Origin of the sequence: Alishewanella sp. SMS8 (assembly GCF_030737935.1) — a bacterium.
Classification (GTDB): domain Bacteria; phylum Pseudomonadota; class Gammaproteobacteria; order Enterobacterales; family Alteromonadaceae; genus Alishewanella; species Alishewanella maricola.
On record NZ_JAPJEA010000002.1, the window covers coordinates 617,364 to 632,709 of the forward strand.

The 15,346-nt window shown below is 45.9% G+C and carries 13 protein-coding genes; 8 read left to right on the forward strand and 5 right to left on the reverse strand.

Going from position 1 to position 15,346, the window contains the following annotated elements:
* Positions 1-187: 187 nt before the first annotated feature.
* The 7 genes from ORJ01_RS10270 (at position 188) to ORJ01_RS10300 (ending at position 7,059) form a co-directional block, all read left to right on the forward strand.
* A complete protein-coding gene (locus tag ORJ01_RS10270; RefSeq protein WP_306177937.1) occupies positions 188-1,003 on the forward strand; it encodes a hypothetical protein in 816 nt (271 codons plus the stop codon).
* The gene (locus ORJ01_RS10275) at positions 1,004-1,291 is read left to right on the forward strand and encodes a hypothetical protein (RefSeq protein ID WP_226751913.1); all 288 of its coding nucleotides are present in this window, start codon (positions 1,004-1,006) and stop codon (positions 1,289-1,291) included.
* 22 nt (positions 1,292-1,313) lie between these two features.
* A complete protein-coding gene (locus ORJ01_RS10280; RefSeq protein ID WP_306177938.1) occupies positions 1,314-1,661 on the forward strand; it encodes a hypothetical protein in 348 nt (115 codons plus the stop codon).
* A gap of 1 nt (position 1,662) precedes the next feature.
* Positions 1,663-3,261 carry a peptidoglycan-binding domain-containing protein gene (locus ORJ01_RS10285; protein WP_306177939.1) on the forward strand — a complete coding sequence of 533 codons (1,599 nt, stop codon included), beginning with the start codon at positions 1,663-1,665 and terminating at the stop codon, positions 3,259-3,261.
* A 171-nt stretch (positions 3,262-3,432) separates the two neighbouring features.
* Positions 3,433-4,230 (forward strand): hypothetical protein, encoded by a 798-nt coding sequence (locus ORJ01_RS10290; protein WP_306177940.1) that lies wholly within the window; start codon positions 3,433-3,435, stop codon positions 4,228-4,230.
* Between the two features lie 239 nt (positions 4,231-4,469).
* Complete coding sequence (locus ORJ01_RS10295) at positions 4,470-5,126, forward strand: transglutaminase-like cysteine peptidase (protein ID WP_229587666.1); 657 nt, start codon at positions 4,470-4,472, stop codon at positions 5,124-5,126.
* A 34-nt stretch (positions 5,127-5,160) separates the two neighbouring features.
* Positions 5,161-7,059, forward strand: coding sequence for a LapD/MoxY N-terminal periplasmic domain-containing protein (locus ORJ01_RS10300; protein ID WP_306177941.1), 1,899 nt, complete (start codon positions 5,161-5,163; stop codon positions 7,057-7,059).
* Between the two features lie 6 nt (positions 7,060-7,065).
* Here the strand turns inward: ORJ01_RS10300 and ORJ01_RS10305 are convergent, their stop codons facing one another.
* From ORJ01_RS10305 to ORJ01_RS10325, 5 genes are read right to left on the reverse strand one after another with little or no spacing between them, the layout of a single operon-like run.
* The gene (locus tag ORJ01_RS10305) at positions 7,066-7,428 is read right to left on the reverse strand and encodes a hypothetical protein (RefSeq protein WP_306177943.1); all 363 of its coding nucleotides are present in this window, start codon (positions 7,426-7,428) and stop codon (positions 7,066-7,068) included.
* A gap of 12 nt (positions 7,429-7,440) precedes the next feature.
* On the reverse strand, positions 7,441-8,028 hold the full coding sequence (locus ORJ01_RS10310) for a response regulator transcription factor (RefSeq protein ID WP_306177944.1): 588 nt from the start codon (positions 8,026-8,028) through the stop codon (positions 7,441-7,443).
* A 7-nt stretch (positions 8,029-8,035) separates the two neighbouring features.
* Positions 8,036-9,352 (reverse strand): HlyD family type I secretion periplasmic adaptor subunit, encoded by a 1,317-nt coding sequence (locus ORJ01_RS10315; protein ID WP_226751905.1) that lies wholly within the window; start codon positions 9,350-9,352, stop codon positions 8,036-8,038.
* Positions 9,349-11,487, reverse strand: coding sequence for a type I secretion system permease/ATPase (locus tag ORJ01_RS10320; protein WP_306177945.1), 2,139 nt, complete (start codon positions 11,485-11,487; stop codon positions 9,349-9,351). The genes ORJ01_RS10315 and ORJ01_RS10320 overlap by 4 nt, the downstream gene beginning before the upstream one ends.
* Before the next feature lie 23 nt (positions 11,488-11,510).
* Positions 11,511-13,364 carry a TolC family outer membrane protein gene (locus ORJ01_RS10325; RefSeq protein ID WP_306177946.1) on the reverse strand — a complete coding sequence of 618 codons (1,854 nt, stop codon included), beginning with the start codon at positions 13,362-13,364 and terminating at the stop codon, positions 11,511-11,513.
* A 201-nt stretch (positions 13,365-13,565) separates the two neighbouring features.
* Between ORJ01_RS10325 and ORJ01_RS10330 the strand changes: the two genes are divergently transcribed.
* Positions 13,566-15,346, forward strand: a 1,781-nt coding sequence (locus ORJ01_RS10330; protein WP_306177948.1) for a retention module-containing protein, incomplete at its 3' end; no start/stop codon positions are given.

The window sequence follows — 15,346 nt, forward strand, 5'->3', positions numbered from 1 at the left end:
CGTCATAACCTTGCGCCAGTCTTCATATAGTTACCCTTTCTATGAGCCGCTGACTCTCATTGCAGCAGCGGCTTAAGCCGCAACTTCTTGAGTGCACTTAACCGACTACCGGTTGGTCACTTGCTGCCATGCTAATGCGGTCTATACTTAATATGCTCGGTTTTCACAACACAGCAGGATGGACGCCATGCATCGCACCACCTCGGAACGACTGAAAAGGATCCAACAGTACTTAGGTGTAGAACCCGATGGGGTTTTGGGTGGACAAACCCTTAGCGCCTTAGAAAAACGCTTGCTACCGATTGATGTTCGCCTTGAGCAAGCAACAAGCATTTCGGCCACGCCCCCGGCCAGTACACAAGGCCTCACCCTTTCTAAAAAGGGTATCGACTTAATGATTCAGCACGAAATTAGCTCTGAGCAGTACTATCAGGCCAAACTCATTCACCCCAGTTGGCCCGGCGGTGACTCAGGTATCACCATCGGTATTGGCTATGATTTAGGGTATGCCAGCACAGCGCAATTTGAGCGCGATTGGTCAGCCCTACTCCCAACATATGATATCGCTAAATTACGCCGTGTTTGCGGCAGCAAAGCCGCCAGCGCAAAGCGTTTGCTAAGCTCAGTTCAAACACTGGTTATTCCACTGTCAGCCGCTAAACATGTATTTGTCCATGCATCACTGCCTCTTTATGCCAGTAAAACTCAACGCACCTTTCCCGGTGTCGAAAAGCTGCATCCCGATGCACAAAGCGCGTTATTGTCTTTGGTTTATAACAGAGGTACCAGCATCAGTGGCGATTCTCGCCGTGAGATGGCGGCAATACAACCTTTGGTTCTACGCCAAGCCTATCAAGACATCGCTCAACAAATCATCAATATGAAACGCTTATGGCAGGGCCGCGGGCTCGATGGTTTATTACATCGGCGTGATGATGAAGCAAGGTTAGTCATGCAAGCTGCGCGCACCTATCAAGCCGATGAATTAGTGCAGGTGGCGTAAATGAGTAACAACATGGCACAACTACAAAAAATTTATGCGGCATCGCAAGCCAAACACCAGCAATTTACTGAGCAAAGCGGTTTTCAGTGGCAGGAATATTCTGGCTGCATGGTGCTAAGTGCCAACACTGAACTGCCGGATGTGCTGCAGTTTCGCTCTCCCTTTAATCCAACAGGCTATACCCCAGTAATCAACAAGGTTGGATTACCCAAAACCACAGCCTTAGCAACCTTGCAACAACGCTACGGAACGACCTTTACTCATGCTATCAGTATCTTGTTTTACTAACTGCTAAAAGAGGCGAACACTTATGTCCACGTTTAAACAAGCCATGTCTAATCTCGCAAACGCCGTACAAGACTTATCCAAATTAGATGTCATTACCTTTGAAGGCTCCGTCACATTAGAGGGCAGCGATCCGGAATTAGTCCGATTCTCCGATGTCATGGCCAAAGCGAAAGGCAATACCACGGTTAAAGTCAAAGTACTCGCCAGCACCCAAACCAGTATTGATGGTGATATTGTCGCTTTTTATGACACAAATATTACCGAGGCGCAGCGTTTAGCCCATGCTGATTTAGTGCAAGCTGGCGCCGAATCGCGTAAAGCCACCATCGATTTTGTGAAATCTATCGTTGGCGATATCGCAGATCTCTAATATGGCTGATTCAGCAACAGATTTTTTAGCGCAATTTGGCATGGGGCTCGATGCTGCCGTTAATGAGCGACATCTCCCCAACCCCGTTATGACGGTAAGCAACCCCAATCAAACCGACTCGGCGGCCTATATTCGCGCCGTTAGAGCACGTTTAATTGAGTTAGGTTATTTAGCCGAGGGCGACAAGCGGGTTAATCGCAGCAATAACACTTTAGATCCGATCTTGGTGAAGAAAATTAAACAGTTACAACAAGAAGCCGGCATCGAAGTGGACGGCTGGGCAGGGCCAGAAACGTGGCAGGTGTTGGAGTGTTTAGTGAGCTTTGAAAATCAGCAACAGCCCTCAAATTGGCAACAGGTGTGGGCCAAGCCATTGGCGCAATTAATTCCTGCCGTCGGCATGCCTAACCTGGCGTTGTTACGGGGTATTTATTGCCGTCTTTACAGTATGGGCTTTTTTAGTGATTGGGCACAGCATCGCATCCACACTAAAACCATCCTATTACCACAAGACAACCCCGCATTCGCTTTGGCCATCGCGCGGTTTGCGCAATTTGCAGGGCGTTTAGGCTTGCTCAGTACGGCATCGTTAACGCTTACCGAGCCACTAGTGCATGCCCTATACCAGCATGATGCTATCGTCCTTAAGCTTGCCGATGCTGCGTTATTTGCTGAAGTTACTCACGAGTTTCAGCACAACATTGAGGCCATTAGCCGTATCGAACTATGGCTGCTCGGCTATGATATTACCCCTGGCCAAGACCAAACTGAATGGGAAAGACTGCGCGCGAAAAGAAGTGCCAGACCAAGGCGCCAGCTGTCAAAAACCACACTCGCCATTAGTCGTTTTTATCAAGACAATTCGTCAGAAGCGCTTCATGCAAAACAACAAAGCAACACTGTAGATGCGCAACTGATGGCTGCTTTTGCTGTTTTAACTCATGAACCGAGCAAAGACATTTATCTAGGTAAGCAGCTCAATAATACCGTGCAAAGCATTTTGTCGCACAATCAGCACAAAAAAGAATTTCAGAACCAATTTGCTAGGCTGGCCAACGGTATTTTTGATGGCCTCAAGCGAGTGATCCGCTGGTTATTTCGAGCCGTGAAACAACTGCAGCAGTTCACTACAGAATTTATTGCTAATCTCGCGCGCTATATCAGCAGAAAAGCCCGAAAATTTTATATTGGCGTGGTCAAAGCCATCGATATTGTGCACGCAGGCACCAGTTATTTGCGCAACTCAGTGTATCAGTTTAGCCAACCCGCTAATTTGCTGTTTAGCCACGACCATGATTTTGACCAATATTGTTTACTCAGCCCTAGCGCTACCCCTGCACAAATCAAGCACCATCTCGTGCAATATCGTTATCGCGTTAAGCTTTATGCCGCGAGCTTGAATATTATAAGCCACTTAATGCGTATGGCGCATCGGGTGCTCAAAACCGTAACCACACCCTTTGGTTGGTTACTAGCATTACTGGCGCTGGCTGATTTCGCTAATTCGGCAAAGGCCATAAAACAACAACTCGATAGCATCGCTGATTATCAACTCAGCATCGATGTAAAACAGGCGCTTTTTCAAGCACACATATCCTAAATTCAGCCAAGCCTTAGCCGCAACCGCTCGCTTAGTTCAGCATGTCCACCACTTCATCAGTGCAATCATGCCCCCGTTACAGTTTGCTTAATAGGCTCACGGCGGCACTTAGCTGTTGAGATCGTATAAAACAGCGTACTATAACGCCAGTTTTTAACCAGGCGAGCCTTTATGAGCGAATATCCCGACTACCACCTCCTTGTGCCGACTGAGAGAGCGTCTTTTAATACCTGCTTTTATTGTGGTTGTATTGCCAGTGAACATGATTTTGCACCGCCATTAAAATACCGTGATTTCTTTCTCAGCACACAAGAACCTGCTGACTTTGTGAAGATCCCCAGTTGTCGTGAATGCTTTGAGCATTTAAAAAGCTGTAAAGCGGGGGCATTAGAAGAGCGCCGTGTTTACGCCAAGAAAAAACTGGCGAAAAAATATGAAAAAGCCTTAAATATTTTCGAAATGTGGACAGAAGAAGAACTCGCTGCGCTGGATTTTAGCTTAAGCCATAGCATTGCTGCGGGCTTAAAACTAGGTTTAGAAACCACCGAAAGGCTTAATTTTCCGGGTTTTAATTACGAAGCGGCCGGTATTAATCATCAAGTATATTATCACCTTAGCCCCAGCTTTGACGTATTTGGTGAAAGCTATAGCAGCTTTAGAGAAGCCCTAGACTATGCCAGTAAAGCTTATCGCATTCCCAAGATCACCTTAAAAGAATACTACGCAGAGCACGGCAACAGTTTTGAAAAAGCCATCCATGCGGTACATCGAGAAACCGCAGCCAAGGAATTTCAAAAACAACTTACGACACTGTGCCAGCAATTTGCTAAACAACATAAACAATCGGTCATTTTTGTACATAAACAAGTTGAGCGCTATTTAACCGAAGATGACACGCTCAGCATTAGCCAAGCGCTCGGCAAACTGTATGACGAGCGTATTTATCCCGCAGCAACACGCAAACGCTAAGTTCACAGCGTGTGATAAGCCTAGCTTAACGTGTCAAACCCGATGAGCGTGATTTAAGGCTGTCACACTCGTCACAGCGGCCTCAGACGGTAACAGGTATAACAAAAGAGCAGAGCGCGCTGCAAAAATCCGTTGAGATACAACTAGTTTTACACTATCTTGGGGATGGGTTACGAGTACTGAGCGTATGCTAAATGCCAGCAAAGGCGATAAAAAAATTCGCAATATCTTTTGGAGGCATGCTGTTTATCGCGGCAGCGTTGCATAACCATGCGCTTGAAACCCCCTTTCTTATTGATTTCTCTCAGTTTGATCGTTATCTCGAACAATCTGCTCCAGCGTCAACAACACTGGCTACCTCATCGGCTTGGCAACAAATGTTGCAAGATGCTGCAAACTTACCGGTTGTTCAGCAATTAGAAACCGTGAACACGTTCTTACATAACACACTCAGTTACGAGTTAGATGCCTCGCTCTATCAAGTCGAAGATTACTGGGCTAGCCCTGCCGAAATATTGGCATCAAGGCGCGGCGACTGTGAAGATTGGGCGATAACCAGTTACATCAGCTTACGCGCTTTAGGGATCCCTGATACACAGCTTCGCTTAGTCTATGTTCGAGCACGCGTTGGGGCTGAACACAGTGGCCTCAGTTTAGCGCATATGGTACTGGCTTATTATCCAGATGCCGAAGCTGAACCTCTGATTATCGATAGTTTAATTCAAAATATTTTACCCGCATCAGCCAGGCCAGATCTAACGCCAGTATTTAGTTTTAATTCTACCGGGCTTTGGGCGGGTAGCGGCAATCAAAAATCAAAACACAGTGCGTCGGCGCGGTTATCGCGCTGGCGTGATCTGGTAGCACGATTATCACTGCAGGGCATTTTTTTATAATGCTGGGCAATATGTGGGTTAAGGAGTTTAGGCTATGTCTCTGATTAAGCAGTTGTGGATTGGAATTATTGTTATTGTGCTCTTAGCCTTTGGCAGTAGCTTTTTTATTAGTGCCTACCAATCAAAAAGTTATCTCGCAGAACAACTACAAGTTAAAAATATCGATAATGCCACCGGAATGGCTTTAAGCCTGTCACAAATGGATAAAGATCTGACCACTATCGAGTTAATGCTCTCGGCGCAATTTGATACCGGTTATTACCGGCGCATTACCTTAAAAGACGTAGCAGGAAATACGCTTACAGAATTTACACTTAGCCCTCAACCGGTTGCCGTTCCCGATTGGTTTGCTAGTTTATTAGCGTTTAATGTTAAACCCGGTATTGCTCAGATCCAAGATGGCTGGCAACGCTATGGTAGTATTGAACTGGAAAGCCAAACCGATTACAGCTTAACCGCGTTATGGCACATTACCCAAGATTTAGCGCTAGGCTTTTTGCTGATTGCTATTTTTTGTGGTGTGGTGGGCAGCTTTTTACTCAAACGTGTTAGCCGGCCGTTAAACCAAGTAGTGAATCATGCAGAAGCGCTAGGTAATCGTCAATTCATTACCAGTGAAGAACCTTCAACCTTTGAGTTAAAACGCTTGGTTGCTGCCATGAATCGGCTAACCAGCCGCGTACGCAGCATGCTAGAACAAGAACAAAAACAGCTGGATCGACTGCAAAAGCAACATGAATTGGACGATGTTACCGGCGCGTTTAACCGCGATTATTGCGCCAACTGGCTCGACAGTTATTTTGGCAATATTGAACACAGTGAATTAAGTTGCGTGTTGTTATTGCGGGTCAGCGAACTGCACGAGTTAAACCTGCAACTCGGCCATGCCAAAACAGATCTTTGGTTAAAACAGTTAATTGCAGAGGTTCAACAATATTCGGGGATGCGCTTAGTTAGCCGTTTAAATGGTAGCGATTTCTTTTTAGTTGTCGATCAGTTAGCTTCGACTGCTGAGTTGACAGAACAACTGCTCAATCAACTCAATCAGAACTGTAAGGTTTCGCCCGATACGGTCAATGCACCGGTATTGTTGGTGGGTATGTCATTAGATACCGTTACTAGCCGGCAGCAAACATTAGCACAGCTTGATGCTTTATTAGTTGAGGTTGAAGCCTCGCCACCATTACAAAGTAAAACGCTGCTTGATCCCAAGCCATACGCCGATTTAGCGGATGCAACCGACTGGCTAAAAGCGCTGCAGCAGGCGGTAACATCTGACAGTATTAGCTCGACTATTTACCCGGTGCGACTTCGTGATAGCCGTGTTATGCATCAAGAAGCCATGTTAAAAATGAAAATCGATGGTCACTGGTTATCAGCTACCCAGGTGCTAGGTTGGGCGCGGCGTTATCACTACACCAGCCAGTTGGATATCGCTATGTTAAAGCACGCTTTGTTGTTGCTGCAAGAGGACAAAGCGCTGAACTTGGCGCTTAATATCTCTGATCTTACTTTATTAGACGTCGCAACACATTATGAATTATTAACGCTACTACAGGCAGTGGAGCCATCGATCCGTGTGCGTTTAGCCTTGGAGTTTGATGAGCGCTTAGTGGTAAAACAGCCATTGCTGTTTAGCCGTTTCGCTGCGGCTTTAACCTCATTGTCAGTGAATGTTGGCTTGCAAAAATGTGGCTTTGCCATTAATGCCATCCAAGACTTAGAAAAACTGGGTATTGACTACTTAAAAATCGACGCTGCCTTGGTACGACGTTATCAAAACACTGACAGTGCCCATTTGTTGTCGGGTTTAATCAAACTGGCGCATACTTTGAGCTTAACCGTAATTGCCGAGGGTGTAAGCGCCAGCGCAGACATTGAAGGCTTGCTTGAGCTGGGTTTTGATGGTTTAACCGGCCCGGCTATTACTTAAAGCTGCCTAAGGCATAATGCTGTCGTCCTCTTCTTCATTGAAGAGGTTAAGCCTTTGCATGTCATGGCGAAGTGTTTTGCGATTTAGTAATTTAACCTGCGCAGCCATTGGCAGTTTGGTAAAAGTTATAATGCCATTGGCCGTTAATAACTCCACCAAATCTTCCAGTACTCGAGCTAGATCTGCATCAGAATCCTGCAGTTTTTTACTGTAACCTAATTCAGTCTTAGCCAATGCATAAGCGGGTATATTTTTTTGCATAAACTGTAAAAGCTCAGGATCATTGTGCGCGATAAACTCCGGATAGTCAGCGGATTGCTCCGTACTTAACGCGACGATCTCTTTATTACTTGCTCGCTTAACGTACATAAGATGCTTCCTTTAAAGCAGCATAATGAGTTGCAACCTATCTTTTACCCCAAGTTTAGCAAAGGTTGCAGTAAGGTGCTGTTTTACAGTGCGCTCGGTAATGAATAAACGCTCTGCCACCTGTTTATTACTTAAACCTTGTCGCACCAAGCTCGCCACTTCGAATTCTCTTTTCGACAATTGCCCTTCAAAGGTTTGCCACGTTGTTTTACTGGGGATCGCTTTAGATAGAAATCGATTGAGTTGATTAAGTAACGCTGCAGGGATCCACAAGGCACCATTACGAATAGCCGCCACGGCTTGGATAAAGTTAACGCTGTTACTGCCGGCATCCAGGTAACCTTTCGCACCCGAGCTCAACGCCACTTGCAGTTCAACTAAAGCGAGTTGCTGGCTGATCACTAACACTAACTTACTCTGTTGCAACTGTTTGACGAGCATCGTCCAATCGCTACGCGCGCTGTGGATTAATACCACATCACAGGCATCTAACGCTTGAATGTCGGCATCGGGATAAACATGCAGCTGCGGCTTACCAAAAGCAGTGTTCCAGCTTGAGGCAGTAAAACCGGGAGCAGTAAAAATTGCTACATTAGCCATTAATTGATTATCTCTCTGTCATCGCGTTACTTTTTGCTCGAAGCAGTGGCTTCAGCAGATACGATAAGACCGTGCGTTTACCGGTAACAATATCGACTTGCACCGTCATACCAGGCAAGATGGTTAACTTATCATCCAGCTTTGGGCTGGCAGTACTTAATCTGACAACATAATAGGTGTTATCTTTTTCATCCGTCACCGTATCAGCACTGATATGACTGACACTGGCTTGCAAACCACCAAAAATAGCAAAATCATAAGCACTGATGCGGATAGTCGCCTGCTGACCAATTTGAATAAAAGCGATATCTTTTGGCGAGATTCTGGCTTCAATTAATAGCTGATCGTCCAACGGCACGATATCTAAAATATCTCTGCCTGGGGTTAATACCCCACCTACCGTATTAATATGCAGCCGCTGTATGGTGCCACGCATGGGTGATCTCACTTCAGCCTGCTGCACCATATCCACTAAACCTGTTTGTAGTTCAGCAAGCGCAGCTAATTTGGCACGCGATTCTGATAACTGATTACGCCAACGATTCAGCACCGTTAACTTAATTTCTTTGAGTTTATTGCGTGCCTCTTGCAAGGCAGACTCAGCTCTCGCAGCATTGGCTTCAGCCCGTTTTACTTCGCCGCTAGCTCGTGCCACTTCGCGCTCTAAGCGTAAAATATCAATATCCGATACTGCACCACTCGCTAGTAATGGCTTGGTTACACTTAACTCTTGATTGGTCAATTCTAAGGTTTGGCTATATTGGAAAAGTGCGGCTCTGGCTTCAACTAACTCTTGTAAGCGTTGTTGCTGCTGCTCTGCTTGCACCGCTAATTGCTCGTTTAACTCGGCTAAACTATTACGATAAAGTTGAATTTCGTGTTGTAGTCGATCGGGCGCTGCCGTTTTTAACTCTTCCGGAAACTGCGGGGCACTTTCGTTAGTTAGCGCTTGCAGCCTAGCGACCTCTGCCGTCAAGGCATAAAACTGTGCTTTGTTCTCAGCTAAGTTCGCGTTTGAACGGGTGGAGTCAACCTTTAGCAGCACCTGTCCTACATCCACCACTTCGCCTTCACGCACCAAGATATTGGTCACTAAACCACCATCCAGCGATTGAATGGTTTGTAATTGTTGCGAAGTGACCACTTTGCCATCGCCTCGGGCAATTTCATCTAATGGCGCAAAAGCAGCCCAGACAATCAATGCCACTACACTAAATAACACACCATAAAGCAAAGCACGCGCCGATAATGGCGATTGCGCTATACGCGCCCACTCCGCTTCAGAGACCCAATCTTTTGAATATTTATGCGGTTGATTACTCATGCGTTGTTACCCATGATACGACCTTGCCGCAGTGCTTCCATAACGGTGTCTTTCGGACCATCGGCTATGATTTTGCCGTTATCCATCACGATAATCCGATTGGCTAAAGACAACAATGGGCTGCGATGTGTAATTAACAACAAGGTTTTACTCTCAGCAAACTCACCTAATTGCTTTCGAAAGGCCTCTTCACTGCTGTAATCTAAGGCTGCTGTCGGCTCATCCAACAGTAAGATCGGCGGATCGTTATAAAGCGCTCGGGCAATCGATACGATTTGCTTTTGACCACCAGATAAGTTTTGCCCCTTTTCACCAACTTGCATTTCAAATCCGGCCGGGTGCTGACTTAATAATTGATTTAACCCAGAGATGTTACAGATATTGAGAAAATGCTCAGCGCTTTTCGGCGGCGCGGCTAATTCGATGTTGTAACGCAAAGTGCCACGAAACAGGCTGATATCTTGTGGCACATATCCGATATTGTTTCGCACCTGATTAATGTCTAACTGACGAATATCGATACCATCAATCAATACCTGCCCTTGCTCAGCATCATGTAAGCCTAAGATCAGTTTTTCTAGGGTCGATTTACCCGAACCGTTTCGGCCTAAGATGGCAACATGCTCACCGGGCTCGATAACAAAACTGACATTTTGTAACGACGGGACATCGCTATCTTGATAGCTAAAACTCACATTTTTAAATTCTATTTTGCCTTGCAGTAAGGGTTTATCAATGGTTTGCCTTGTGGCGTTTTGCTCTGAAGGGTAAGCCATGAGTACATCTAGCTGTTTATAAGCGGATGACGCATAATGAAATTGCGCTAATAATCCGGTAGCTTGGCTTACCGGTGCTAAGGCACGCGATGACAGTAGATAGACCGCAATTAAGCTACCTTGTGTAAGGTTGCCATCGATTAACAGGTAGACACCAATAATGATCACCGCCACGCCCGCAAGCTGTTGAATAAACGCGGACACATTACTGACAGAGGCTGATACCGAGCGCATTTTGGCACTGTGATGAGCACAGCTTAAAGACAACTGCTCCCAGCTGTGCTGGATATCTGCATTAACATTATTGGATTTAGTCGTTTCTAACGAGCCTAAGGCTTCAATCAAGGTCGCATTGCGTTCAGCCACCGATTTAGCCGATTCATCCGATAAGAACTTCAGTTTGCGCTGAGCAAAATAAGCATAGATCAACGAAATGAAAGCCCCAACTAAGATCGGTGCTAATAAGGGCAAACTGATCATGCCAATCACGACGCAATACAACAGTACAAAAGGAAAATCGGCCAGCGCAACAATGGTTAAAGAGCCGATAAAACTTCGCACAAACTCAAAAGATTGCACAATTGAAGCAAAACTACCGGTTGATTGCGGTCGATACTTCAACTTCATCGACAACACTTTGTCCATAATGGCAGACGAAAGCATCACATCCGTTTTACTTGCCGCTAAATCAACAAAATGGTGTCTCAACAGTTTTAACACTAAATCAGCTACCAACACTAAGCTAATGCCAGAGGCCAAAATCCACAGAGTGTGCGTAGCCAAATTGGGCACAACTCGATCATAAACGTTCATCACAAACATCGGCATCGCCAATGCAAACAAGTTGATCATGATCGCGGCTAGCAACACATCGCGATATAACGAGCGGTTTTGCTTAATGACACCCCAAAACCAATGCAGGTGCGCCGGTAATTTAAAGTGGTTAATTTTATCTGCCGCATCGGTTTTCGGCCGCACATAAAACACCGAACCTGCGTACAGGGCATCAAGCTCGGCTAACGGCAATGTAATGACACTGGCTGGCAATTCAGGATAACTGATGCTGACCTGCTGCTGCGCATGATCAATACTGTGAATAATGCAGGCTTTATTGTCGTGCAGTGTCAGAATAGCGGGGAATAACGCCGTGTTTAATTGTTTCAACGGCCGCTGTAGAATTTTTGAAGCCAGTTTGGCGCGATCGGCCGCGCGATGAAAAACCGCCGGACTAAGCATGTTGTCTGCTAACGGCAAGCCACTGAGTAAGCTGGCAGGACTCACTGCATAATGATGAAATTCACAGATATACAGTAAGGCTTCAAATAACGGGCCGCCCGTATGCTTGTTATCTGGGATCAATACGTCGATTCCTATGTCAGGGTTTATTCTGCAACGCGTGACACAGCATTGTCATATTTTCCAGTAACAACCGCTTCTATCCGGCGATTGACATTGTGTGCGGCTTCCGTATCAGCTTCATCTAACAAGCGACTCGCACCATAACCTTTAGTCATAATGCGTTCTTCCGCGATGCCATACTGAGAAACTAATATTTGCTTTACTGCATCTGCACGTTGTTGCGATAAAATATCGTTGTACCACGCCGCACCATCTGATGAGGTGTGGCCTTGTATTTCAGCTTTTGTATTCGGGTAACGCTGTAAAAATGCAGCAAAACTAGCTATTTGAGGTAAATATTGCTCTTCAATCACGCTTTGATTATGACCAAAGGTAATTTCCAAAGTAAATTTAGCCTCTTTTTGCGTAAAGACGGAGCAACCTTTGGCATCAACTTTATCGGTTATTGGCGTGTTAGGGCAAAAATCAGCACTGTCTTTCACCGAGTCATTATCGGTATCTTGATCAACTTGCAAACTGCCATATACATCAACTGCAGGGCAAGCATTAGCAGGATCAACAGTCAGTTTTTCAGCGCCTAGCTCAGTTAAAGAAGGCCAGGTACTCGAGGTTAACCCCAGTGTATTGGTCAGGTTTCCCATACCAGCTAAAGTTCTAGCCTTAGCGACACTTAAGGTGTAAATCGCGGCTAAATAAGCTCGACTGGCTTGAAAGTATTCATTTTCAGAGTCAAGCACATCTAACAATGAACGTTGGCCAATATCAAATTGTTGTTTATAAGCTGTTCTAACTTTATCGGAAGACAAGCGATGTTGATTTAATAATGGCAACTGCTCTGCTAACTTAGTGCCGTCGTTATAAGCAATTTGAATGGTTTGACGAATATCAATACAGGCCTTATCGCGTAATTCTTCGGCTAAATTAACTTCTGAATAAGCACGACTTAGCGAAGCTGAATTACGGCCACCGTTATAAAAATTGTATTTTAATTCAATGCCAACGGATGCTTCATTTTGATCGGTTCTGACACCAATGTCTGAATAGTTTTGATATCCGTAACTACCCACTAAATTAACATTAGGCTTAAAATTTGCTTTCTGAGTTTGCACGCCCGCTTCAGCGGCTTTAATGTTGCGTAAAGCGGCATGATAGGCTGGGCTAGCTTGATAGGCCTGCTGTAGCGCTTGATTAACCGTGCTGGGCAACTGATCTGACGTTGTCACAGGTCTCATATCGGCTGCAGGTAAGGTACCGACAATTCTCAAATAGCGCGTTGTAACATCATGCAAGTTCGACGTTTCAGTAATCAAGTTGCTTTGCGCTAAGGACACACGACCGCTAATTTGCTCTAAATCGACAAATTTTGCGACCCCGGCTTTGGCGCTACTTTCGATTTGCCGATACACTTCAAAATGTTTGTCTAAATTTTCTTGCGCCAACGCAACCAACTGGCGTTGAGCCAACACATCTTGATAAGCCCGAAAAGCTTCTAACGCGATATTTTCAGCCGTTTCTAACAAGTTAAAATAGGCAACTAGCTGAAAGTTGGAGAATCGATTCACTTCAGAACGCGTGCGGCTGCCATCATAGAGCATTTGAGTTAAAGTCAAACGCGCATAAGCACCGTCATATTCTCTAACCAAACCATAATTTTGCTTTTGATATTGTACCCCTAAGGTGCCATCAACAGTTGGTTTATAACCAGCGCGCACAGACTTAACATCATCGCCTGCGGCTAAAAATTCATACCATTTAGCCAGTACTTCGGGGTTTTTTTCTATTGCCTCTTTTGCAGCTTGCTGCACTGTTAAAGCGGCATAACTGGGGGAAGCGAAAATAATTAAGGTTGCAAAAAAGGGGGACAAATATTTTTTCATCAGTGACACAGCTCTCAAATGGAATTCACCTTAATTTTATATAGCTTACAAATTAAATCTTAGCAAGTATACCCATACCCATAGCCATAACCAAGAAAGTTAATTATTAATAAGATTTAACTGTACTCGGGTCCAATGGTGCAATTTTTAAAATCACGTTACCATAAAATTTGTGATAGTTCTCTGATGGATAAATTAATTATGTCAAAAATCGTTGCTCAAGCTGTTGAAGGTATTGTTCAAGTACAATCGACTAACGGTGAAATAAGAGTTCTGAAGCAAGGTGATATGCTACTGCCCGGCGACACTGTGATCACCTCAGAGCAAGGTTCGGTTATCTTGGCATATTTAGACGAAACCGTTAGCGTTTCCGCAAACCAACAATTCGTTATTTCTGAAAGTTGGCTGCAAACAGATATTACGCCTGAAGACTCCGCTGTTGCCTTAAACACTGCCGACGATATCTTAGCCGTACTTGACGAAGAAGGTGACTTACTTGAGCAATTAGATGCCACAGCAGCCGGTGCTGATGGCGGTTCAACTGAAAATAGTGGTAACGGCTTTGTAAGGCTTACACGTATTGCTGAGTCAACGAATCCTTTACTCTTTGAGCTAGGCGCATTCTCCGAAGACGAACCTGTTGTGCCCTTATTTACCAATTCAGACGCCCCTATTGCTGCACCCGTTGAAATTACCATTGATAATATTACAGCGGATGACATCGTCACGGCAGCTGAAGCCGCTGGTTTTATTACGGTTACGGGTACCGCTAACGGTGGCGACATCGCCGCAGGTGATCTGGTTACCCTTATTATCAACGGTGTAACCTATACCACGGTAGTCTTAGCTGATGGCAGTTGGTCAGTCGAGGTTGCGGGTAGCGACTTGGCGGCGGATACGACTTTTGACGTCGTGGTCACATCAACGAATGCGTTAGGAAATACAATACAAAACAGTGCAACATCTACCCATACTGTTGATATTACGGCAGATGCTGGCACCGTTACCGTGAATAACATCACTGCCGATGATATTGTCAATGCAGCTGAAGCGGCCGGCACCATTGCCGTTACAGGTACCGCACTAGGCGGTGATATTGCCCCGGGCGATGTGGTCACCTTAGTGATTAACGGCACCACTTACACCACCACCGTGCTAGCCGATGGTAGCTGGTCTGTCGATGTGGCAGGTTCAGATTTAGCCGCCGATACCGACTTTACTGCTGTGGTGACATCAAGCGATGCCGCCGGTAATACCGTCGAATCCAGTGGCGACTCAACGCACACGGTTGATCTGAGCGCTGAAGCCGGTGTTGTTACGGTGAATAACATTACTGAAGACGACATCCTTAACGCGGCCGAAGCTGCGGGTACGATTGCCGTTACAGGTACCGCACTAGGCGGTGATATTGCCCCGGGCGATGTGGTCACCTTAGTGATTAACGGCACCACTTACACCACCACCGTGCTAGCCGATGGTAGTTGGTCTGTCGATGTGGCAGGTTCAGATTTAGCCGCCGATACCGACTTTACTGCTGTGGTGACATCAAGCGATGCCGCCGGTAATACCGTCGAATCCAGCGGCGACTCAACCCACACGGTTGATCTGAGCGCTGAAGCCGGTGTTGTTACCGTCAACAACATTACCGCCGACGACATCCTTAACGCGGCCGAAGCCGCGGGTACGATTGCCGTTACAGGTACCGCACTAGGCGGTGATATTGCCCCGGGCGATGTGGTCACCTTAGTGATTAACGGCACCACTTACACCACCACCGTGCAAGCCGATGGCAGTTGGTCTGTCGATGTGGCAGGTTCAGATTTAGCCGCCGATACCGACTTTACTGCTGTGGTGACATCAAGCGATGCCGCCGGTAATACCGTCGAATCCAGCGGCGACTCAACCCACACGGTTGATCTGAGCGCTGAAGCCGGTGTTGTTACCGTCAACAACATTACCGCCGACGACATCCTTAACGCGGC

Excerpts from the sequence above, each read along its gene's own strand:
- ORJ01_RS10270 (WP_306177937.1), top strand. The coding sequence starts at position 188 with ATGCATCGCACCACCTCGGAACGACTGAAAAGGATCCAACAGTACTTA.
- ORJ01_RS10275 (WP_226751913.1), top strand. The coding sequence starts at position 1,004 with ATGAGTAACAACATGGCACAACTACAAAAAATTTATGCGGCATCGCAA.
- ORJ01_RS10280 (WP_306177938.1), top strand. The coding sequence starts at position 1,314 with ATGTCCACGTTTAAACAAGCCATGTCTAATCTCGCAAACGCCGTACAA.
- ORJ01_RS10285 (WP_306177939.1), top strand. The coding sequence starts at position 1,663 with ATGGCTGATTCAGCAACAGATTTTTTAGCGCAATTTGGCATGGGGCTC.
- ORJ01_RS10290 (WP_306177940.1), top strand. The coding sequence starts at position 3,433 with ATGAGCGAATATCCCGACTACCACCTCCTTGTGCCGACTGAGAGAGCG.
- ORJ01_RS10295 (WP_229587666.1), top strand. The coding sequence starts at position 4,470 with ATGCTGTTTATCGCGGCAGCGTTGCATAACCATGCGCTTGAAACCCCC.
- ORJ01_RS10300 (WP_306177941.1), top strand. The coding sequence starts at position 5,161 with ATGTCTCTGATTAAGCAGTTGTGGATTGGAATTATTGTTATTGTGCTC.
- ORJ01_RS10305 (WP_306177943.1), bottom strand. The coding sequence starts at position 7,428 with ATGTACGTTAAGCGAGCAAGTAATAAAGAGATCGTCGCGTTAAGTACG.
- ORJ01_RS10310 (WP_306177944.1), bottom strand. The coding sequence starts at position 8,028 with ATGGCTAATGTAGCAATTTTTACTGCTCCCGGTTTTACTGCCTCAAGC.
- ORJ01_RS10315 (WP_226751905.1), bottom strand. The coding sequence starts at position 9,352 with ATGAGTAATCAACCGCATAAATATTCAAAAGATTGGGTCTCTGAAGCG.
- ORJ01_RS10325 (WP_306177946.1), bottom strand. The coding sequence starts at position 13,364 with ATGAAAAAATATTTGTCCCCCTTTTTTGCAACCTTAATTATTTTCGCT.